Raw genomic sequence first — 20,385 nt, 5'->3', positions numbered from 1 at the left:
TGGCGGGCTAGAAGCCCCCACCACAAGAATGTATAATTGGCGGGCTAGAAGCCCCCACCACAAGAAATTTGGTTATGAGGAAGTCCCTAACCACCAACTATATACGGGCGCAAGGCCGCCGCGCCCCTACTAACAACTAACAACTAACCATTTTCATGCTTTCTACTCAACGAATAATTTATTGCACAAATCCAGACTGTAGCAACCCTATGAATTCTGTAGGAGATAGTATTTGTTTGAGTTGCCAAACTCCTATAGTTCACCGCTATCTTTGGGCAACTGGGCTATCAGCAACTGAATTTAAAATAGGAGAAAAGGTAGCAGATAGATATGAGGTGGTTACGCCTCAAATCTGGTTAGATACTTTACCAGGACGATCGCCTGACATACCAGAAGACGTACCAGAAGAAATTATTCCATACTTACGTTTATATCCACACCGATTGCATTTGCCTCAAATTTATGGATTAGTTTATTTACCTATAGGACATGGAAATCATATATTTTTATTAGAAAATGCGCCTATAGATGAAACTGGAAATCTCTACCCAACAATTGAAGATGCTTGGGAACAGGCAAAAGGTGTCAGACAAGTTTATTGGCTGTGGCAAATTCTCCAACTATGGACACCTCTTTCAGAACTAAGAGTGGCTGGAAGTTTGCTTGTTCCGTATAATATACGAGTTCAAGGTTGGTGCGTCCGATTGGTACAACTTGTAGAAACCAGAGGCACTACATCCGTACACAATACCTCTTTACAACAATTAGGAGAGTGTTGGCAACCTTGGGTAGCGACTGCAAAAACTCAAGTCGCAAAAGAATTAGAAAAGATAGTGCAGCAGATGTGTAGTGGGGAAGCAAGTTTAGAAACTGTCACTTCTCAACTTAATGCTTTACTACTCTCATCAACAGCAGAATTGCCTTTGATGGTACGTGTATCAGGAAGTACAAGTATTGGTTCCCCTGTCTTGCTTCAGAATGAAGATGCTTGTTACCCCACTGATTCTGTAGATCCAGACGATCCCTTATTACCTCATGTATCTATTGTTTGTGATGGTATTGGCGGACATGAAGGTGGTGAAGTGGCAAGCCAATTGGCAGTACAGTCTTTAAAGCTACAAATCCGCGCTTTGCTAGCTGAGGTTACAGAACAAGTAGAACTCGCCCCGCCAGATTTATTGCAAAAACAAATGGAAGCTATCTTGCGGATTGTAAATAACTTGATTTGCAATTGCAATAACGAACAGAACCGCGAAGGGACTCAACGCATGGGTACGACTGTTTTGATGGCAGTCCAACCACCACAGGTTGTTCAAACTCTCGCTGGATGGCAGTCTCAAAATTCTCATGAGCTTTACTTAGCAAATGTTGGCGATAGCCGTGCTTACTGGATGACACATCATTACTGTCAATTGCTGACAGTCGATGATGATGTTGCAGGGCGGGAAGTTCGTTATGGGCGAAGTTTTTATCGCAAAGCCCTGGAACGTCCAGATGCTACAGCTCTTACCCAAGCTTTGGGCACAAAAGATGGGGAATTTTTGCGTCCCTCAATCCAGCGATTTATTTTGGAAGAAGACGGTATACTTTTGCTGTGCTCGGATGGCTTAAGCGATAATGACTGGGTGGAACACTCTTGGCAAGAATTTGCTTTACCAGTGTTGCGCGGCGAACTTTCCCCAGAAGATGCTGTTGCAGCATGGATTGAATTGGCAAATCACAAAAATGCCCATGATAATGTGTCTGTTGTGCTGACACTTTATCGTATCTCTCCAGATTATCTAGTACCTATGACGCGATCGCTACTCCCTGTAGAAATAGAACAAGAGGAAGAACAGGAGTTGACGGCTAGCGCTCAAGCACTTTTGGATTTAGATACAACCCAAGCCCCACCTACACCAGGGAAGAAAGCCAAAGTCCCTGTAAAGCGTCGCCGTTTTCGTTGGCTATGGATTTTGGGATTCTTTATCTTGCTTGCAGGCGGTACAGGTGGTGGATTGTTTGCTTGGTGGAAATTGAGTCCTCAAACATTCCAGCAAGCTTGTCAGAAACTTCCTCCAAACGTCCGGCGATTGTGTAATGGGGAGTAGGGACTGGGGACTGGGGACTGGGGATTGGGGACTGGGGACTGGGGACTGGGGATTGGGGACTGGGGAACTCGGGGCCCCCTCCTTGTTGAGGGGCAATGGGGATTGGGGACGAGGAGGAGGTTGACCGATGGAACAAAGTAGAGTGAAGATAAGAAGGATTAGACCTCTTGCTAAAGCACTTAGGGATTACATTTCCCAAAACTCTTCTCCTTCAACTCTTCTTGGGAGAAAAAAGGTGATGTTGCGGGATAATCAATAACATTAAAGCCTGCACGGGCAGGCTTTGTTTGTCTGATAACGTTACAAGCGCCGAACAGCCTGTCCGTGCAGACTAAAAGTCCGAAGGTCAGATTTTGCAAGCAGTCTATTTTTCAAAAAAAGCAATTTTCAGTAAGGAATAGCTGTGGAGACAGTGGTGGAAATACAGAAGCAAGGTGTAAAAGAAAGTATGAAAATTGGCGATCGCGTCCGTGTTAAAGAATCTGTCATCGTTTACCACAATCCCGAACATCGCGGTAAAGCTTTTGACCTCAAAGGCTCAGAAGGCGAAGTTATTGGTATTATCAACCAATGGCAAGGCAGACCTGTTAGCGCTAACTTGCCAATCTACGTTCAGTTTAGTAAAAAATTTAAAGCTCATTTACGAGAAAATGAACTAGAGCTAATATAATCCAGTTCAGCGGCGGCGACGAAACCATCGCATTATATTTAGTTCGCCGCGCATTCTTTCTAATTCTTGGCGATTTTGTTCTGCTGTCATGTGATACCATTCACAGTGGCGTTTAAACTCAGAACGAGCTTGAACTTCCTGATAGAACCGGTACGTTGTTTGGTATGAAGCAAAGGTTTCCTCAACTTCAGGTTGAGGAGCCGGAATAATATGTGGTAAATCTTTATACATCTATCAAAGCCATCCACGCAAACCATAAGCGATAATCCCAACATACTCTTTTATAGCAGCCGTTACCATCTCTAAGTTCTCCACACTAGGGAGTAAATTTAAGATGGCTGATTTGGGGCTGCTAGAAAGTTCTTGTAATTCGCCTTCACTAACTAGAAAGTCGGTAGGCGCAGGAATTACATCGATCCCTTGACGCTTGAAAATTAAAAGCGATCGCGGCATATGTATTGCCGACGTTACTAATAATACACGATTGATTCCGCGAGCCGCTAGAATTTTTTTCACATTGACTGCATTTTGATAGGTATTTAAGGACTCTGGCTCTTGTACCAAAGCTTCTGCTGGTATACCAATGGAAGAAAGGACTGTCGCCATATCTCCCGACTCAGATGAACCCCTACCCCGCCAATCAATACGACCGCCACTCAGTACAATCACAGGTGCTTTTTTTTGTAAGTAGAGTTGAGCGGCGTAGAGAACGCGATCGCCTGCTTCATTTAAATCTACAGTTGGTCGGGGATAAAAAGTTGATTTCGTTGCACCGCCCAAAACCACGATCGCTTCTGCATTAGGAACGCCACCCGGAATATTTTGCCATTCCAGAGAACGTACAACAGTTCGAGCCACCCAACTATTACTACTGACTAACAACACCATTAGCGACAGCATAATAAAAAAAGCGGCTACGCGGGGTCGCTTCCACAACATTACCAACGCTACCAGCATACATAAACTGGCTAGCCCTAGTGGGTAGAAGAATAGCGGTAGTAATTTGGAGAGATATAGGAACATCAGCTTGCAATGTATGGATATAGCTGACTAGCGATTGGGAATTGGGGACTAGCAATTGGGATTACCGAGTCCCCAACAACTACCTTTGCCAAGGGAGCTTAATGCCTCCACTTGGACGGCGGCGGAACTTACGGGTCATTTTTCTGACTTGTCGCCTAGCAGGTTTGTCATCGGGAAGAACGGCTTCTGCTTCTTCCGCATCATCAGTTTGTAGCTGAGTTCTTGTATCTTCTTTGGTTTCCCACCAAGCAATAATCCATCCGCCACCTATTCCAGCGATTGCACCGAGTAAGATACCCATAGGAGGATTGTAGCCTGCGAAGACAAAGCCAAGTAAGAAAAATAACCAGTATTTTAGACCAGCATCAATGCCTTCAGAGACACCTATGTCTGGTTGCTTAGGACCTGTTTTCTGTGATGTTGTCAACCATCCTATGGCAATACCACCAAGTACGCCTAAGAAAACACTTAAGGATGATGGATACCCTGTCATTAAAAATACGAGTGTTAAAAATAACCCAAACAGAGTTTGAGTAATAAAGTTTCCAGAGAAGCTTAACTTTGGTGGTGCCATAAGAGGAAGCTATCCGTGAATAATTTCTTTTAATTGTGCCTCTAGTGGTTGGATGGTGTCCAAAATCTTTACAAGAGGTTGCTCTTTTTCAGTAAATGGTTCGGCTTGTTGCAGTTGTGATTCTAACAGATCTACGGTTGCATCGGTAATATCACCTGTACGTTCTGTTAGTCGTTTTTGCAGAACTTCTTGTGGTGCCGTACATTGGATAATCTGTATCGGGATTTGGTTCATTTGGGCTTGAGTAATGGCATCTTCTCGGAACTGCTGTCGGTCGTACTTCGCATCTAAGATGACTGTATAACTTTGTTTTGCCAGTAAAATCCCTAATTCTATCAGCCGTGCATAGGTTTTCTGAGTCATTTCGGCTGAATAAATCTCGTCTCCACCACGTTCAAATAATGGAATACCAGCTAAATGTTTCCGTACCGCATCCGAACGAAGGTGAATTGCACCTAGGTGACGAGCTAAATACTTTGCTGTGGTAGATTTACCAGAACCCGACACCCCAGACATCAGTATCAGTTGTCCTTGACGGGGTTTTGTATATTCGCTTGCTAGTTTGTAGTAAGTAGCTGCTGTTTTTGTCACCTCTTCCTTAACTGATGAAGAGACGCTGGGATCGTCTAACAAAAACGAAGTTACCTTAGCGCGGACGTAAGATTGACGGCTTAAATATATGGGTAAAACTTGTAAGCCTTCCCAATCCCCTGTTATTTCAAGATAGGTATTGAGATAAGCATTGCTTAAATCCAAACGTTGCTGAGCTTCCAAATCCATGACGCCAAAAGCAACGTCATACATCACATCAACAAAGCGAAACGGTTCGTTAAACTCAATACAGTCAAACAGCCACAATTTGTCTTGCCACAAACAAATATTACCTAAGTGCAAGTCACCGTGACATTCGCGAATGCGCGAGCTTTTAATTCTATTCTTAAACAGTTCGCCACAGGTCGAAAAAAAATTATCCGTGTATTGCTTTGTTTCCTCAAACTGTTCTCGTGTTTGGGGACCACCAATATACTTTTCAGTTTGTTGGTAGTTCTCATCAAACGCCGCACGAACTGGCTCGACTTCACCAAAGGAGCGGATATAATCATTAGTTACGGTTTTGTTAGCATGATACTCAGCGACAACCCGTCCCAACTTTTCCACAAGTTCCTCATCAAGCCGACCCTGTTTAAACAGCTGACTTAGCAAAGTATCATTAGGGAATTGGAGCATCTTCAGAACATATTCTACAGGTTCTCCCGATTCACCCAACTGATATTGCCCATCCACTAAAGCAATTGGCAACACCTCCAAATACAGTTCTGCAGCCCCTCTCTGATTTAGTCGCAACTCTTCATAAGAAAAATGTCGCCGCTTCTCCAGTGTGGAATAATCCAAAAAACCAAAATTGAGTGGTTTCTTCACCTTGTAAGCATATTTACCAGTTAGCAATACGTAAGAAATATGGGTTTGAACCAATTGAACGGGTTCGCTTACCTCATGAGGATAAAACCCAGATTCCAGCATCTGCTGAATTAAAGGAGGAATAGAAATTTCTGTCATCTCTTCTCTGGTGTGCCTTCAGTGCCTAAAAAGTTTTACGATACCAAAAAACCAGAGGTTATACCCCTGGTTTCCACGGTTACTATAGCAAACTTTAACAGATCGGGTCTCGTTTAACCTTCCGATTCCGTTACCGACTCAGCAGTGATTTGTGGAGGCAAAATTGTTAGAACCGATTGACCGGATTCGCCCATATACTTCGTACCTGCTGGCAAAGAAATTTGGTCTACCTGCACGCTATCACCAACTTCTAAGTTAGAAATATCAATATCAATTGCTTCAGGGATACTTTCTGGAGAGCAACGCAGTGACAAGTTGGTAATATGTACGTCTAATACACCACCGTCTCTCTTCACCCCAACTGGTTCTCCCACAAGATGCAGGCGGACTTCTACATCAGTATCGCCATGACCTGCAACGGCAAAAAAGCTGAGATGATAGAGCGTACCCTTTGCTGGATGAGATTGAACTTCCCGCAACAGAGTTTTCCCACGCCAAGGAATATCAGTTATGTTAAGGTCAACTATGGAGTTATTAATAGAAGCTTTGGTGAGAAGGCGTTCTGCAACTTTAGCATCTAGAACAAGTGCGACTGACTCAGTACCTTGATGACCGTATAAGTTGGCAGGTATTTTACCAGAACGGCGTAAAGCATTTGGCTTGCTTCCATCTGGTCGCTTTTGACATTCAATTGTAAGTTCCATAATAAAGTGTTAATTGTCATTTGTCATTTGTTAGTTGTCATTTGTCATTGGTAGTAAATGACAAACGAGCCATTCTATGCACTCAGTAACGAGGATGGTGTGCCTTCAGAGTTCAACAAAGCACGCTTTGGTCCGTGGATGGGGTCTTCCACAATGATAGTTTGGTCTCGGCTTGCTCCTAAGGAGACAATCGCGATTGGAACTTCCATCAACTCTGCCAAGAATTTCAAATAATCTAGTGCTTCTCTTGGCAAATCTTCTAAAGAACGACAGTGAGTTGTTGTTGTACGCCATCCCGGCATGGTTTTGTAAATAGGACAACATCTAGCAAACTTACGGGCGCTTGTGGGGAAGTCTTCGCTGCGTTCTCCATCTATCTCGTAAGCAACACAAACTTTGATTTCCTCGACTTCATCTAGGACATCTAATTTGGTGATTGCCAAACAGTCCATACCATTGATTCGCACTGCATAGCGACCAATCACAGCATCAAACCAACCACAACGCCGCTTGCGACCAGTTGTTGTACCAAATTCTGCACCGCGATCGCATAACAATTCTCCCATTTCCCCATGTATTTCTGTGGGGAATGGTCCTTCTCCCACTCGCGTTGTGTACGCTTTAGCCACTCCAATAACTCGGTCTATCATTGTTGGTCCTAGCCCCGTACCAATACAAGCTCCGCCCGCAACTGGATTGGAGGACGTGACATAAGGATATGTTCCGTGATCCAGGTCAAGAAGTGTACCTTGCGCTCCTTCAAACAAAATATTGCGCCGCCGTCGAATTGCGTCGTATATTTTTAAGGAAGTATCAACAACATAGGGTCGCAAACGTTCCGCATACCCCAGATACTCCTCAATGACTTGTTTGGGGTCTAAAGGCGGGAGATTGTAAATTTTTTCTAGAATGACGTTCTTGTAATTAATCGTCCATTCCAATTGCTCGCGCAGCCCTTCTGGGTCCATAAGATCTAGAACCCTAATTCCTGTACGTTCGGATTTATCCGCATAAGTCGGACCGATTCCGCGTCCGGTTGTGCCAATTTTATGGCTTCCCCGACGATCCTCCGATGCCAGATCGAGCATACGATGGTAGGGCATCGTAACATGGGCTGTCTCAGAAATTAGCAGATTTTGAGTAGAAACACCAACTTTGGCAAGTTGGTCGAGTTCTTCTATCAAAACCTGTGGATCTATGACTGTTCCACAGCCGATCGCGCACTCGGTATCTGGATACAATATACCAGAGGGAATCAAGTGCAGTTTGAAGGTTTGATCCTTCACTACAATCGTGTGTCCAGCATTGACACCCCCTTGGTAACGTATAACAACATCTGCGGAGCGGCTGAGTAAGTCGGTTATTTTTCCTTTTCCTTCATCGCCCCACTGGGCACCTATAACAATGACGTTAGCCAAGTGATTATTTTAGAGAGCTAAAGTTTCCACAAATAACTATTATTACCAGATTAGCTTTATTTTGTCAACCAATAAATTCAGTGACCAGTGACCAGTGACCAGTGACCAGCTAGTAGGGTGGGCAATGCCCACCGTTTGATGTTGGTCAGCTTTGTCAACCAATAAATTCAGTGACCAGTGACCAGTGACCAGCAGTAGGGTGGGCAATCCCCACCGTTTGATGTTGGTCGGCATCGTTCATCATTAAGTATAAATAATTACATTTTTTCCTTTATCATTCATACTTCATTTTTGGGTTTATTTGTTACTGTTAATAATAATTAAAATTTTAAGGGAAAAGGCTACCATCATGGCTCTCTATGCTGAGTTACATAGGCATTTGGGCGGTTCGGTTGTACCGCGTGTTTTGTGGCGTTATTTCGAGCGTCATTCATCAGAGTTAATTTCTCGCTTTTCTCATTACTCTGAGTTTGAAGAATTTTACACGCGCCCTCGCAATACTTTAGATGAATATCTGGAGTTGCATACTCTTGTAGAAAGCGTCCAAACGGTCGAAACTTTACCTTACTTTATTTATCGTCTGCTTCGAGGCGCTTATATCTTTGAAAATCTTGCTTATCTAGAATTGCGTTACACGCCTTATTTAAGAACACCAGAGCATCTGAGTCAAGCTGAAAGAATAGACAAGATGGCGGAAATTGTGGAAGTTGTGGGCAAAGCTAGCCAACTTTCAGAATATCCCATTGTTAATAGCCAAATTCTTTGCATGCACTCTCGCCTACCTTTTGAAGTCAACAAAGCAATTGTTGAGCTAGCAGCACAAAATCGACAATATGTTTGTGGGATAGATGTGGCTGGGGGAGATAGTCACTATGCGGAGCGTTTGGACGAATGGGTTAGGCTTTATGAGTTAGCGCGATCGCTCAATCTTAATACCACAGGTCACCTTTACGAAACTACAGCAGGTTGTTACCCCCATCTTTTACCCTATTTGATGCGGATCGGTCATGGAATTCAAATTCCTTTGTTGTATCCAGAGTTACTTAAAGATTTGGCAAGGCGGGGTCAGTGTTTGGAAGTTTGTCCTACAACTTATGTAAAAACTGGCACTTTACAAGATATCAGTCAACTCAAGCGCGTGTTTGACCTTTGTTTTGAAGCTGGGGTAGACATTGCGATTTGTACTGACAACGCTGGATTGCATAACGTGCGCCTACCTTTTGAGTATGAAAACCTGTTAACTTACGACATTATCAACTTTAAACAACTACAGGCTTGTCAGGATGCAGCTTTTCGCCATGCCTTTGCTTGGCCTCACACTCAGCGTCCGGCTTCTCTATTAAATGGGTTGTTAAATCATCAAGAGTTAGTAGTTAGTGGTTAGTAGTTAGTAGTTAGTGGTTAGTGGTCACTGGTCACTGGTTACTGGTCCCTGGTCACTAGTCACTGGTCACTGGTTAACAACTAACCACTAACTAAATTAAACTTCTTCTGTAGCACCGCCCGCAGCCTTATCAATTTACAATTTATCAAAAATCAGATTTTTCTCGACTTTTTTTACAATTTATACATATTTATTGTATTTTTCTCCTTTTCTCGTGCCCTAGTCCCCAGTTTCTCGTTCCCCGTTCCCACGTTCTCGTTCCCAGGCTCTGCCTAGGAATGAATTGATTGAGGCTCTGCCTCAACTCCTAGACTAGAGGCAGTCCCAAAGTTGACTAACTCCCCACCGCTTCTAAATTAATTAAAAATGTACGCTTGTATTTTATACTGATACATTATGCTATGTATTCAAGCTTTACCAACAGAAGTTGTACATCTAATTACAGCCGGGGAAGTTATAGACTCCTTAGCTTCTGTCGTGCGGGAATTAGTAGAAAATTCCTTAGATGCGGGTGCGACGAGAATTGTGCTTTCTCTATGGCCTCAGCAATGGCGCGTCCGCGTTGCAGATAATGGCTGTGGAATGTCTTTAGATGACCTACAACGTGCGGCAACTGCCCACAGTACTAGTAAAATTCGGCAATGTGCCGATCTGTGGAAAATATCGAGCTTGGGTTTTCGTGGAGAAGCTCTTCATAGTTTGACGACATTGGCAGATTTAGAGATATTGAGCCGTCCTCATTGTGGAGATGGGGGTTGGCGAATTGTTTATGGCTATGGAGGAGAAGCACGACATATAGAAGCAGCAGCGATCGCTCCTGGTACGGTTGTAACAGTTTCTAACCTTTTTGAAAATTGGTCGTCTCGTCGTGAGGGAATGCCATCAATAGCACAGCAAATGAAAGCAGTGCAAGCAACGATTCAACAAATAGCCCTGTGTCATCCCCATGTCACTTGGCAAGTTTGTCAGAACGATCGTGAATGGTTTTCCATTTATCCCTCGTTAGCAGTTGCTCAACTGTTGTCCCAAATTGTCAATCAAATTAAAGAGCCCGATCTTCACGAATTAAAACTAGAAATTCCAAACCCAGACCAATCGTTACTTCCTACTCCCGACTCCCTACTCTCACTAGTCATAGGATTACCAGACCGCTGTCACCGCCGTCGTCCAGATTGGGTGAAAGTGGCAATCAACAAACGGATGGTAAAATCGCCAGAGTTAGAGCAAACGATTCTAACAGGATTTCATAGAACGTTACCACGCGATCGCTATCCTGTTTGTTTTTTACATTTATTGATTCCCCCCGAACAAGTCAACTGGAACCGCAATCCAGCAAAATCAGAAATTTATCTCAATCACCTCAATCATTGGCAAGAGCAAATTGCCCAAGCCATTGAGAAAGCACTCCGCCTTAACTCCACATCTATTGGAGAATCAGCCCACACAACTCGCGTCAGTCAATTACTCAAAGCAGCAGAAGAAAAAGCCGCCTATAACTTCAATCCGTCTGACTCTACAGAAAAATCCCCCACTCCCTACAATATAAAAGCTGTTGCTCAAGTTAATAACACCTATATCGTGGCAGAATATCCTGGTGGCTTGTGGTTAGTGGAACAGCATATTGCTCACGAACGCATTTTATACGAGCAACTTTGCGATAACTGGCAAATTGTTCCAGTCGAACCACCTATTATCCTCTATCAACTGTCTCCTACCCAAGTAGCGCAACTAGAAAATATTGGTTTGGACATAGAAACTTTTGGCGAACAGCTTTGGGCAATTCGGACTGTCCCCGCACTCTTACATCAGCGAGACGATTGTGCAGAAGCGATATTAGAACTCAGTTTAGGCGGAGATTTACAAATAGCCCAAGTAGCTGTTGCTTGTCGTAGCGCTATTCGTAACGGTACATCCTTGACTCAGCCGGAAATGCAAACAATATTAGAGCAATGGCAACGTACCCGCAATCCGCGCACCTGTCCTCACGGACGCCCAATTTGCCTATCTTTAGAAGAGCCTGCTTTAGCCCGTTTCTTCCGCCGTAATTGGGTGATTGGCAAAAGTCACGGGATTTGAAAAATTTCGTAGACGCTGAGGCATTAAGGTATTTTTTGGAAATTATTAGCGCCAATTGCGTGACTGAGGTTGAATGGGAATTTTTGAAGGATTGGTAAAAAATCTATCGCGAACGAAGAGCATAGGTAGACTCAGTAATCCAAAAAATATGACAAATCCAGTCATGAGCCAAACAGTGAAGCGTTTCGGTTGATAATCTCCTCGTTCAATCTGCCAGAAAACTTGATTGTACCGCCATGCTGCTAACGCAATGGTCACGATACCAAAGATGACTAAAGAAACACCCAAATTCTCCGAGTTAAACACTGGATGCGGTACGGATTCTTGTTGAGTTAGAGTAGAGCTCAGTTGGCGTAAAAAAAGTCCAAATCGAGCAAGAGCAAAACCAAAGCCAATTAGTGCGATTGAAGTGCGTAGCCAAGCTAAAAATGTTCGCTCATTGGCTTGATGCTCCCTTTGGCGATCTATGTTAGATGTTTTACTCATAGTTAACACTGATGTCCTCTCGTCCCACAAGAGAACATATCGCATTTTGTACCTTGAGAACTGTTTCTCCTGGTAGCTTCTACAACAAAGAGACGCAATGCCATCACGTCTCTTTGTTACCAGAGGTAAAAACAATTTTTACAGGCTTTGCAGTAAACCAAAGATTCCATGACCTGTAAATACCTCTAACGCTATTAAAGACACGAAGCCAATTATAGCCAAACGACCGTTGATAAGTTCGGCGTAGGGAGTAAAACCAGTGCGATCGCCTTGCTCATCTACGTACACTTTAGGCTCTATGGCAAAATTGTTCATTTTACCTGCTTCGTCAACTATGGCACCTTTGTATTGCATGAAAATGTCCTGAATAAAATGATTGCTATTATGTAAATAAATGTAACAAAAAGATTAAGGAATGTAAAGCGTTATAAGTTTTGTTGTAGATACCGGCAATAAAGCTTTTAACCTAGTTATGACAAGGAAATATGAAAAAATTTATGGATCTAGTAAGAAGTTTTTCTGTGGTGTACGATTAAGAGCTGGTCACTTGGAAGTGACCCCCTCATTCAGTACTCCTCGTTCCTAGCCTCTGGTTAGGAATACATTCCTAGAGGCTCTGCCTCGTAAACAGATTGAGTATAAGTGATAACGTGACAGTAAGCACATTTCATTTTGAATACAAAGCACTGTACAAGCCCAATCAGTTGATTTACGGGCAAGGACAAACAGCAGTCATTACAGGGTGGACAGTCAAAGCAACTCTTGCAAAGCATTTGCTCCCACAAGAATATGCAGTTATCGGACAACTGTACTCACCTACACGGGGGCTGAACTTACTGGTTCGCAATTTACTATTTAACCCTCACGTTCGTTACCTAGTAGTGTTAAATGCGACTAAGGAAGATAAGAATGCGGGGGCGAGTCAATGCCTGCTAGATTTCTTCCATCATGGCTTTGAACGAGGTTTAAGCGATACTGGGCGACAATGCTGGGTTGTAAATTCTTCCTATCCCGGATATATCGATCGCGAAGTCGATGCGATCGCATTACAAAAGTTGCGACAGTCTGTAGAATGTCTGTACGCCGTCTCTATTCCGGAAGCTGTATCTTATGTCAAGTCCTGTGCTCAAAGAGGAGCAATGGAACCTTGGGGATGTCCTCTAGAATTTCCCATGTCGGCTGTAGTAACTAGCCTTTTACCTGGACCCCGCTATGGTCATCGAATTGAAGGAAAAACGATAGCGGAAACTTGGGTAAAAATTATTCATCGTATTAAGACAACTGGAACAATTCGACCTACTGGTTATGACGGGCAATGGCAAGAATTAATTGATTTGATGGCGATTGTGACAGATGAGCCTCCAAACTTTTATTTTCCCGAACCGAATTTCTTACCTGTCGATCGTCCCTTTATCGAAGAATATGTATCCCAAATTTTAGATGATGTACCTTACCGAGAAGGTGTGAAGTATACATATGGACAACGCTTACGCTCTTGGTTTGGACGCGATCAAATTGAACAAGTGATATGTAAGCTAATAGGAGAAATTGATGCTGCTAGTGGTGTCATGAACTTATGGGATGTTAAGGATCACGATCGAGGTGGTAGTCCATGCCTGAATCATATTTGGTTAAGAATCGTTGACAACGAAATATCGCTAACTGCCACTCTCAGGAGTAATGATATGTTTGCAGCGTGGCCAGCAAATGCAATGGGATTGAGAGCACTACAGCAACATATTAAAGATGAAATTACTAATCGTTCTAACTATAGTCTTAAAATGGGACCACTGATTACTATCAGTCAGTCTGCTCATATATATGATGACACTTGGGATAATGCTGAAAGACTGATTGCTAAGCAATATACTGCCATTTGTAATGGACGAGACTATGCCGATCCCTCAGGAAATTTTCTCATTGAAGTAGATAATGAAGAGATAGTTGTTGTCCAAACCACCATTGGTAGTGGAGAGACAGTGAAACATTACCGTAGCAAAAATCCACTTTGGTTAATTAGGCAAATTTGCTCAAGTTCTCCAGCAATTCAGGCTGAGCACATAGGATACTTGGGAATTGAGCTACAAAAAGCAAGTGAATGTATTAAAAATGGCAATGTTTATATTCAGGATAAGTGATTTTACGTAAAAGTTAGTGTTTAGATTGAAATTGCCAATTGGAGTGTATATTGACCACTCCATCACTCCTTTGTGATTCAAATCACTATTATAGAAAATTATATATTTATAATTATGTATCATATTTATCTTTCAAGTAAGTATGGTTGTTTGGCTAACCTAATTAACTTTACAAAATATAATATTTTTGAATTAAGGAGTATTAGATGTCAGTTTTAAGTGACAAAGACCTTATTAGAGAACTTGGTAGAGGTATACTTTTTCATCCTCTCAAGCCAGACAGTATCAAGGCTTGTGACTTATGCCTAACCGCCAGCGAGTACGCTTATGCTATTGGACAGCAGAAACGTTTGACTGTTCAAACAGAATCAAAAAAAGAAAACCCGGCTTAGGAGCAGAAGTTTTTCTGCATACCTTCCAGAGACACTGCTTTAGTGTGGACAGATGAAGCTATATACCTTAGTGGAAACTTTCGAGGTCCACTTTATTCTAGAGTTGAGGTAGTCTCACAAGGAATAGGACATATTGGAACACGAGTTAATCCTTGTTGGTCAGGAGTTCTTTGTATAGCCCTTCATAATGTCTCACATCGAGAAATGCGAATTAACGTTAGAGACATTAATCAACCAATTGCTTATTTAGCTATTGAAAAACTAAGTTCTAAAGCTTCAAGTAATAGCAATATTGATAAATCTGCCAGACTTGATATTATTCGTGGAATGTCTAACACTAATGAAATTCATGATTTCTTTAATCAAAAAGAAAATGCTTGGATGTCTGGTCATACCGATATGCTCAGAAAATTAATGGTAGATTCAAGTGAATACAAAAGAATAAAAAGAGGAGTACACAATACATTACTGACTTTTCTGGGTTCAGATGTATCGGCAAGATGGACTGCAATAGCTACAATAGCGGCTATCTTATCAGCAGTTTTTACAGGAATTCAAGCTTTCAACAAAGCTGATACTAAACCTTCTCAAAATTCTCCAAAAAATTTTTTAGAAAAGTAAGTAAGATGAACTTACTCCACAATTTAAGCTTTTCAGTAGAAGATTCTTTTTTTTATTAGGACAAATTGGGGATAATCAAAATGTATAATGTTTATGTATCAGGTGCTTTGACTAATGTCGATAATTTAAAAAGATGTCAAGAACTTTACGAAGAAATAGGATTGCTTTGTCAAAAACTAGGTCTTCAAGCATATATTCCTCATTTACATACAGACCCAATAAACCACCCTGATATTAGCCCATATGACGTTTTTAAAAAAGATAAGTACGAAATTAGTTTATCAGATCTAGTAATTGCGTATCTTGGTTTTCCATCGGTTGGCGTTGGTATGGAGTTAGCTTATGCAGAAGTTAATAAAATTCCTATAATTATTTTGTATGAAGAAAGCAAGCAAATATCAAGATTTCCTCGTGGTATTCCTACAGTCATCGCTGAAATTCAATTTTACGATCGTGAGGATGTTTTGAGAAAATTAAACCAGGTTTTGGTAAAGTGGAAAATAGATATGGATATGTCAGTTGCTTCTAAAAACACTTGAAAATAAATTCTTGTGTTGATAGCTGGGGCAAGTGTAGAGATATTTTAATATCACATTGATAGGATAGTAAAATTTTAAGCAATTAAACCAACGATGATGAACCCTATTCCACCCACTACTGACTTATATAAAAGACCAACGTGGGATGAGTATTTTCTGATGCTGGCAAAACTTGCTGCGACTCGCTCAACATGCCTCGCTTTTCCTGTAGGTGCTGTCATTGTAAAAAATAAGCAAGTTTTAGCTACAGGTTATAATGGACCTCCATCAGGTTCTGTTCATTGTACATCTCAAGGATACTGCTATCGAGGCTTGAGCAGTTGTGATGCCAGTCAAACATTACCATCAAGAGCTGTACACGCAGAAGCTAATGCAATAGCACAAGCAGCCAAGCATGGTATTCCTACAGATGGAGCCAGTATTTATGTCACCTTAGAACCCTGTTTGTCTTGCTTGAAGTTAATTATCTCCGCAGGTATTAAAGAAGTTTTTTATGAAACTTCTTTTAATGGTGGAGATAAAGCTTTGGTGAGAGATTCTTTTGTCAACGAGACTTTAGTGGTACTCACACAGATTCATTTATCCGAAATAACGGCACAAAAAGCTGCTCAATTCCTACTTAACCCAACATCTGTTGCTAGAACCATAGAAACAGAAACGGTTTCCGTTGTAGATTGCAAAACAGAGAGAGGATAAGGTAAAAAAATTTTTCTAGCTTAAGACCATTCGTGACAAGTTAAGACAAAATTACTTTTGTCAATAGTAATTACGGTGTAACTCATCCATTCTAGTAACGTATCAAATTAAGCCTTATACCAAGTTTTTGGGGTAAGGATGAACGATGCATTTAAACATGACGCGATCGCTAGCTTAGAGGATGTTTGTAAAGTCTACTATTGTATCAAGATCCCCCCTTCAAAAGGGGGGAAAATACTCCAAAAGTCCCCCTTTTTAAGGGTGATTTAGGGGGAGCGTGAATATTGGATACCTCAGTTATCACTTTTAAAACATCCTCTTAAAAATAGTGTTTCCGACATCGATTTTTTGCTGCTATATTTTAAGCACTATTACTTATTGACAAATGATTGACAACCTTAACTTGTCACCAATGGCTTAAGACTAGCTTAAGAACTGAGAAGATAGGCTCTAAAGTAGAGCCTTCATCAATTTATTCCCGATTCCTTTGCTTTAGAAGGAAAGTAGTTTGAAAATTTTCTTAACTTTTCAATTAATTGAAAGTTTCTTGTGGTTGCTTTTCAAACCCATCTACATTTTTATGACTAATGAGTGCGTCGAATCTCCGTAATCTGATCTGCTATGTCCAGAATCGACTGGGGCATTTCTGCTCCAGTAAAAATAATATCAATGTGCGATGGACGATTTGCCAAAAAGGTCAAAACTTCTGTTTCAGGAATTAAGTCAAAGTGAATGGCTAAGCTGAGTTCATCTAAGATTACGAGAGAATACTTATCTTCAAAGACAAGCTTTTGTGTATGTTGCCACAACTTTTGTAAAGATTGCGCTTCGCTTTCATTTAACTCTGGTGTATCAATATAGCGAGGTATATCGCAACGTATCCAGTCTAATTTTTGCCCTAAGCGCATGGGGTGCTCGTGTCCTTGATGAATACCACCCTTAAGAAATTGTACAACTAACACTGGCGTACCCTGACCTGCTATTCTCAATGCTTGAGCCATAACATTGGTAAAAAAGTTACGGTTAGGGCTTGTAAAAACTTGTACTAGCCCTTTCATAGAATGCTGTAAGTCAAGAGTTGTATTTTCGCTGGAAGTTTCTAGCTGAGCAATCATAATAATTTGTGTTATCTAATACAGAAATAAAATTTGTTGCTGAAATAACTTTTGGCAGGTCTACTTGTATAATTTATCTGTTTTTACGATATGTAATGTTTAGCGTTAGTTGCATTCTTAGTCAACCACCAGGTTTGTGCTTTAGTCAAGAGTTCTCGATATTAAACTTCTTGCTTTCATTGAGCAAGAAGTTGTAAAAAATAAAACATAGAACTAGCAAAACAAGTTAATTCAGTAGGGGGCATTGCCGTCATTTTTTGAAAATTTACGAATTTCAACAAGTATGCTATTTGCCGTCCGTTGAAAGGATACAGATAAGACAAGTTATAAATGTGACATATAAAAGGAGCTAACAGTTGTGAGATTAGTGATTTTAGGAGGATCGGGATCGGGGAAAAGTACTCAAGCACACAGGCTGAGTAAACATTTTGAGGTTCCTTTAGTTTCTGTGGGTGAGATTTTGCGCTCTGCGATCGCTAGCGTAACAGATAAGAGTCGTTTTGCTCATCCCTATGTTGACTTGGGGGAGCTTGTTCCAGATGAAATGATGATTGAATTCATCGGTGAGCGACTGAAACAACCCGATGTAGCAGATGGCTGGGTATTGGAAGGTTATCCCCGCACAGCTTTTCAAGCAGAAGAGCTAGATTTTTTACTGGATGGTTTGGGGCAAAAAGTAGACTGGGCGATTTATCTCCAAGTATCGCAAGCAGTTATGGTGAATCGTTCAGTGGGGCGTTCTGTTCCAGACGATTTATCGGAAATCGTACAGAATCGCGTAGAATTGTTCTACGATCGCACCGTTCCTATCTTGGAGTATTACGATCGTCGCCGTCGATTGTTAACCATTAACGGCGATCAGTTACCAGAGATGGTACAGCACAACATTGTTTCTCTCCTTTGTAAACCCTGATAAAATTGGTCACTAGTCACTGGTCATTGGTCACTGGTCACTGGTTACTGCTCACTGGTCACTGGTCACTGCTCACTGCTCACTGGTTACTGCTCACTGATTCGTTATCTTTAAAAATACTTAAAGTATGAGAGTGAAATTTTAGTAGGCTGTATCGTATATAAAAATTCCGAGGCAATCCCAATGGCTTGGCAGCGTCCAGACGGTCGGCAACCCCACCAACTACGTCCTATTAGCTTCCAGCAAGGTTTTACCCGTTATGCATCTGGCTCCGTGCTGACAAAATTTGGAGAAACTCACGTACTTTGTACCGTCAGCGTTACTAAAGGAGTTCCAAGATTTCTCGAAGGTACGGGTAAAGGTTGGCTGACTGCTGAGTATCGAATGCTACCTTCAGCAACTCATCAGCGACAAGAACGGGAATTTATGAAATTGTCTGGAAGGACACAAGAAATTCAACGCTTGATTGGACGTAGCTTGCGAGCGGCACTAGATTTAGAAGCTTTAGGAGAACTAACGCTGACTGTAGATGCAGACGTATTGCAGGCAGATGCAGGCACGAGAACAACAGCCATTACAGGGGGATTTGTTGCTTTAGCAAACGCAATCTCTAAGTTATTGCACCAGGGAGCGATCGAGCGATCGCCTTTGATTGGGCAGGTGGCAGCAGTTTCAGTAGGATTGCTAAAAGAAGAACCATTTTTAGATTTAGATTATACAGAAGATGTAGCGGCTGGAGTCGATTTCAATGTAGTGATGAATCAAAACTTAGGAATTATTGAAATCCAAGGAACGGCTGAAGAAGGTAGTTTTAGTCGCCAACAACTCGGAGAACTTCTAAATTTTGCCGAAAAAGGAATTCAACAACTGTTAATTTTGCAACAGCAAGCGATTGTTGATTGGAAGGAAATCTATCAATCAGTGACCAGTGACCAGTGACCAGTGACCAGTGACCAGTGACCAGTGACCAGTGACCAGTGACCAATGAGAATAAATCATATCTCAATCCAAAATTCCTAACCTGATATTAAAAGTTTCAAAAGGGAAAAGGGGAAATTGTCAGAATTTCGCTATTGTAATGCTGGAAGTGGCTAGTGTTACGAGAGAGCGATGAGCAAAAAAGTTGAAGTTCTAACGGATCGAGATGCCCTAGTTTCGCAAGCGCTAGAATTGATAATATCTAAGATGGAAACTGCCATTGCAGAGCAGGGACGGTTTACTATTGCCCTTGCTGGAGGTAGTACACCCAAACCATTGTACGAGGCGATTGCGTCACAAAATCTGCCTTGGGATAAAATTCATGTGTTTTGGGGAGATGAACGCTACGTTTCGCCCGATAGTCCCGATAGCAATCAACTTATGGCACGTCGTGCTTGGTTAGATCGCGTCGAGATTCCGGCGGCTAATGTTCACCCCATGCCAACAGATGAAGCCGATCCCGCCGTGGCTGCAGCTAAGTATGAAAAACATCTGCAAGAATTCTTTCACTCTTCACCCGGAGAGTTTCCTTCTTTGGATGTGGTTTTATTAGGAATGGGAGATGATGCACACACTGCTTCTTTGTTTCCTCATACGGCAGCATTGAAAGTACAGGACAAGCTGATTACCGTAGGCAACAAAGATGACAACCTACGTCTCACTTTTACATACCCCTTCATTAACGCTGCTCGTTGCGTTATGTTTTTAGCTACTGGTGCTAACAAAAAACCAGCCCTAGCTCAAGTCTTTGCACCGACTGCAGATGACTTTGCCTACCCATCCCGCCTAATTCAACCTAAAGGAGATCTTGTGTGGTTGTTAGATGCAGCCGCAGGTAGTGACCTGAACAAAGGATGAAGTATAAAGGATGAAGGATAAAGGATGAGGTATGAAGGATAAAATTTCATACTTTATACTTTATACTTCACACTTCATACTAGAAGAAGGCACTTGTTAAAATCGGAAGCTAGAGTAGCCCCTCTGTTTGTTGGGACTATATTTTATGATGAA

At 41.8% G+C, this 20,385-nt stretch carries 22 protein-coding genes; 13 read left to right on the top strand and 9 right to left on the bottom strand.

The window, feature by feature from the left end:
- The first annotated feature begins 155 nt into the window (after positions 1 to 155).
- The 3 genes from ACKTT2_RS43425 to ACKTT2_RS43415 all read left to right on the top strand — a co-directional run bounded on the left by ACKTT2_RS43425 (position 156) and on the right by ACKTT2_RS43415 (position 2,760).
- Positions 156 to 2,090: a PP2C family protein-serine/threonine phosphatase gene (locus ACKTT2_RS43425; protein WP_407898308.1), complete on the top strand. Its 1,935-nt coding sequence runs from the start codon at positions 156 to 158 to the stop codon at positions 2,088 to 2,090.
- A gap of 127 nt (positions 2,091 to 2,217) precedes the next feature.
- Complete coding sequence (locus ACKTT2_RS43420) at positions 2,218 to 2,349, top strand: hypothetical protein (protein WP_407898306.1); 132 nt, start codon at positions 2,218 to 2,220, stop codon at positions 2,347 to 2,349.
- 138 nt (positions 2,350 to 2,487) lie between these two features.
- Positions 2,488 to 2,760 carry a ferredoxin-thioredoxin reductase variable chain gene (locus tag ACKTT2_RS43415; RefSeq protein WP_407898360.1) on the top strand — a complete coding sequence of 91 codons (273 nt, stop codon included), beginning with the start codon at positions 2,488 to 2,490 and terminating at the stop codon, positions 2,758 to 2,760.
- Between the two features lie 6 nt (positions 2,761 to 2,766).
- On the opposite strand, the gene ACKTT2_RS43410 is transcribed toward ACKTT2_RS43415, so the two are convergent.
- From ACKTT2_RS43410 to ACKTT2_RS43385, 6 genes are all read right to left on the bottom strand, one after another.
- Positions 2,767 to 2,991, bottom strand: coding sequence for a hypothetical protein (locus ACKTT2_RS43410; RefSeq protein WP_407898304.1), 225 nt, complete (start codon positions 2,989 to 2,991; stop codon positions 2,767 to 2,769).
- 3 nt (positions 2,992 to 2,994) lie between these two features.
- Positions 2,995 to 3,783, bottom strand: coding sequence for a YdcF family protein (locus ACKTT2_RS43405; RefSeq protein WP_407898302.1), 789 nt, complete (start codon positions 3,781 to 3,783; stop codon positions 2,995 to 2,997).
- Positions 3,784 to 3,862: 79 nt separating this feature from the next.
- A complete protein-coding gene (locus tag ACKTT2_RS43400) occupies positions 3,863 to 4,357 on the bottom strand; it encodes a hypothetical protein (protein ID WP_407898300.1) in 495 nt (164 codons plus the stop codon).
- A gap of 9 nt (positions 4,358 to 4,366) precedes the next feature.
- On the bottom strand, positions 4,367 to 5,914 hold the full coding sequence (locus ACKTT2_RS43395; RefSeq protein WP_407898298.1) for a bifunctional aminoglycoside phosphotransferase/ATP-binding protein: 1,548 nt from the start codon (positions 5,912 to 5,914) through the stop codon (positions 4,367 to 4,369).
- A 113-nt stretch (positions 5,915 to 6,027) separates the two neighbouring features.
- Complete coding sequence (locus ACKTT2_RS43390) at positions 6,028 to 6,618, bottom strand: 50S ribosomal protein L25/general stress protein Ctc (RefSeq protein WP_407898296.1); 591 nt, start codon at positions 6,616 to 6,618, stop codon at positions 6,028 to 6,030.
- Positions 6,619 to 6,692: 74 nt separating this feature from the next.
- Positions 6,693 to 8,036 (bottom strand): adenylosuccinate synthase, encoded by a 1,344-nt coding sequence (locus ACKTT2_RS43385; protein WP_407898294.1) that lies wholly within the window; start codon positions 8,034 to 8,036, stop codon positions 6,693 to 6,695.
- Between the two features lie 349 nt (positions 8,037 to 8,385).
- Between ACKTT2_RS43385 and ACKTT2_RS43380 the strand changes: the two genes are divergently transcribed.
- On the top strand, positions 8,386 to 9,420 hold the full coding sequence (locus ACKTT2_RS43380) for an adenosine deaminase (protein ID WP_407898292.1): 1,035 nt from the start codon (positions 8,386 to 8,388) through the stop codon (positions 9,418 to 9,420).
- Positions 9,421 to 9,813: 393 nt separating this feature from the next.
- A complete protein-coding gene (gene mutL, locus ACKTT2_RS43375) occupies positions 9,814 to 11,496 on the top strand; it encodes a DNA mismatch repair endonuclease MutL (RefSeq protein ID WP_407898358.1) in 1,683 nt (560 codons plus the stop codon).
- Positions 11,497 to 11,541: 45 nt separating this feature from the next.
- On the opposite strand, the gene ACKTT2_RS43370 is transcribed toward mutL, so the two are convergent.
- Positions 11,542 to 11,982: a YidH family protein gene (locus ACKTT2_RS43370; protein ID WP_407898290.1), complete on the bottom strand. Its 441-nt coding sequence runs from the start codon at positions 11,980 to 11,982 to the stop codon at positions 11,542 to 11,544.
- A 138-nt stretch (positions 11,983 to 12,120) separates the two neighbouring features.
- A complete protein-coding gene (locus ACKTT2_RS43365; protein ID WP_407898288.1) occupies positions 12,121 to 12,336 on the bottom strand; it encodes a CAB/ELIP/HLIP family chlorophyll-binding protein in 216 nt (71 codons plus the stop codon).
- A gap of 296 nt (positions 12,337 to 12,632) precedes the next feature.
- On the opposite strand from ACKTT2_RS43365, the gene ACKTT2_RS43360 reads away from it, so the two are divergent.
- From ACKTT2_RS43360 to ACKTT2_RS43340, 5 genes are all read left to right on the top strand, one after another.
- On the top strand, positions 12,633 to 14,120 hold the full coding sequence (locus ACKTT2_RS43360) for a thymidylate synthase (protein WP_407898286.1): 1,488 nt from the start codon (positions 12,633 to 12,635) through the stop codon (positions 14,118 to 14,120).
- 206 nt (positions 14,121 to 14,326) lie between these two features.
- The gene (locus tag ACKTT2_RS43355; RefSeq protein ID WP_407898284.1) at positions 14,327 to 14,512 is read left to right on the top strand and encodes a hypothetical protein; all 186 of its coding nucleotides are present in this window, start codon (positions 14,327 to 14,329) and stop codon (positions 14,510 to 14,512) included.
- Positions 14,513 to 14,554: 42 nt separating this feature from the next.
- Entirely contained in the window at positions 14,555 to 15,133 is a 579-nt protein-coding gene (locus tag ACKTT2_RS43350) for a hypothetical protein (protein WP_407898282.1), read from the top strand.
- Positions 15,134 to 15,213: 80 nt separating this feature from the next.
- On the top strand, positions 15,214 to 15,672 hold the full coding sequence (locus tag ACKTT2_RS43345) for an XRE family transcriptional regulator (protein WP_407898280.1): 459 nt from the start codon (positions 15,214 to 15,216) through the stop codon (positions 15,670 to 15,672).
- A 93-nt stretch (positions 15,673 to 15,765) separates the two neighbouring features.
- Positions 15,766 to 16,368: a deoxycytidylate deaminase gene (locus ACKTT2_RS43340; protein WP_407898278.1), complete on the top strand. Its 603-nt coding sequence runs from the start codon at positions 15,766 to 15,768 to the stop codon at positions 16,366 to 16,368.
- A gap of 584 nt (positions 16,369 to 16,952) precedes the next feature.
- Here the strand turns inward: ACKTT2_RS43340 and ACKTT2_RS43335 are convergent.
- A complete protein-coding gene (locus ACKTT2_RS43335; RefSeq protein WP_407898276.1) occupies positions 16,953 to 17,483 on the bottom strand; it encodes a P-loop NTPase family protein in 531 nt (176 codons plus the stop codon).
- A 358-nt stretch (positions 17,484 to 17,841) separates the two neighbouring features.
- Between ACKTT2_RS43335 and ACKTT2_RS43330 the strand changes: the two genes are divergently transcribed.
- The 3 genes from ACKTT2_RS43330 (at position 17,842) to pgl (ending at position 20,232) form a co-directional block, all read left to right on the top strand.
- Positions 17,842 to 18,396: an adenylate kinase family protein gene (locus ACKTT2_RS43330; RefSeq protein ID WP_407898274.1), complete on the top strand. Its 555-nt coding sequence runs from the start codon at positions 17,842 to 17,844 to the stop codon at positions 18,394 to 18,396.
- 183 nt (positions 18,397 to 18,579) lie between these two features.
- Positions 18,580 to 19,335 carry a ribonuclease PH gene (gene rph / locus ACKTT2_RS43325; protein ID WP_407898272.1) on the top strand — a complete coding sequence of 252 codons (756 nt, stop codon included), beginning with the start codon at positions 18,580 to 18,582 and terminating at the stop codon, positions 19,333 to 19,335.
- Positions 19,336 to 19,506: 171 nt separating this feature from the next.
- Complete coding sequence (gene pgl / locus ACKTT2_RS43320) at positions 19,507 to 20,232, top strand: 6-phosphogluconolactonase (RefSeq protein WP_407898270.1); 726 nt, start codon at positions 19,507 to 19,509, stop codon at positions 20,230 to 20,232.
- The last annotated feature ends 153 nt before the right edge of the window (positions 20,233 to 20,385 follow it).

It is taken from the genome of Scytonema hankhaensis NUACC26 (assembly GCF_045865695.1).
GTDB lineage: Bacteria > Cyanobacteriota > Cyanobacteriia > Cyanobacteriales > Nostocaceae > Scytonema.
This window is presented reverse-complemented; position numbering and strand designations above follow the sequence as displayed.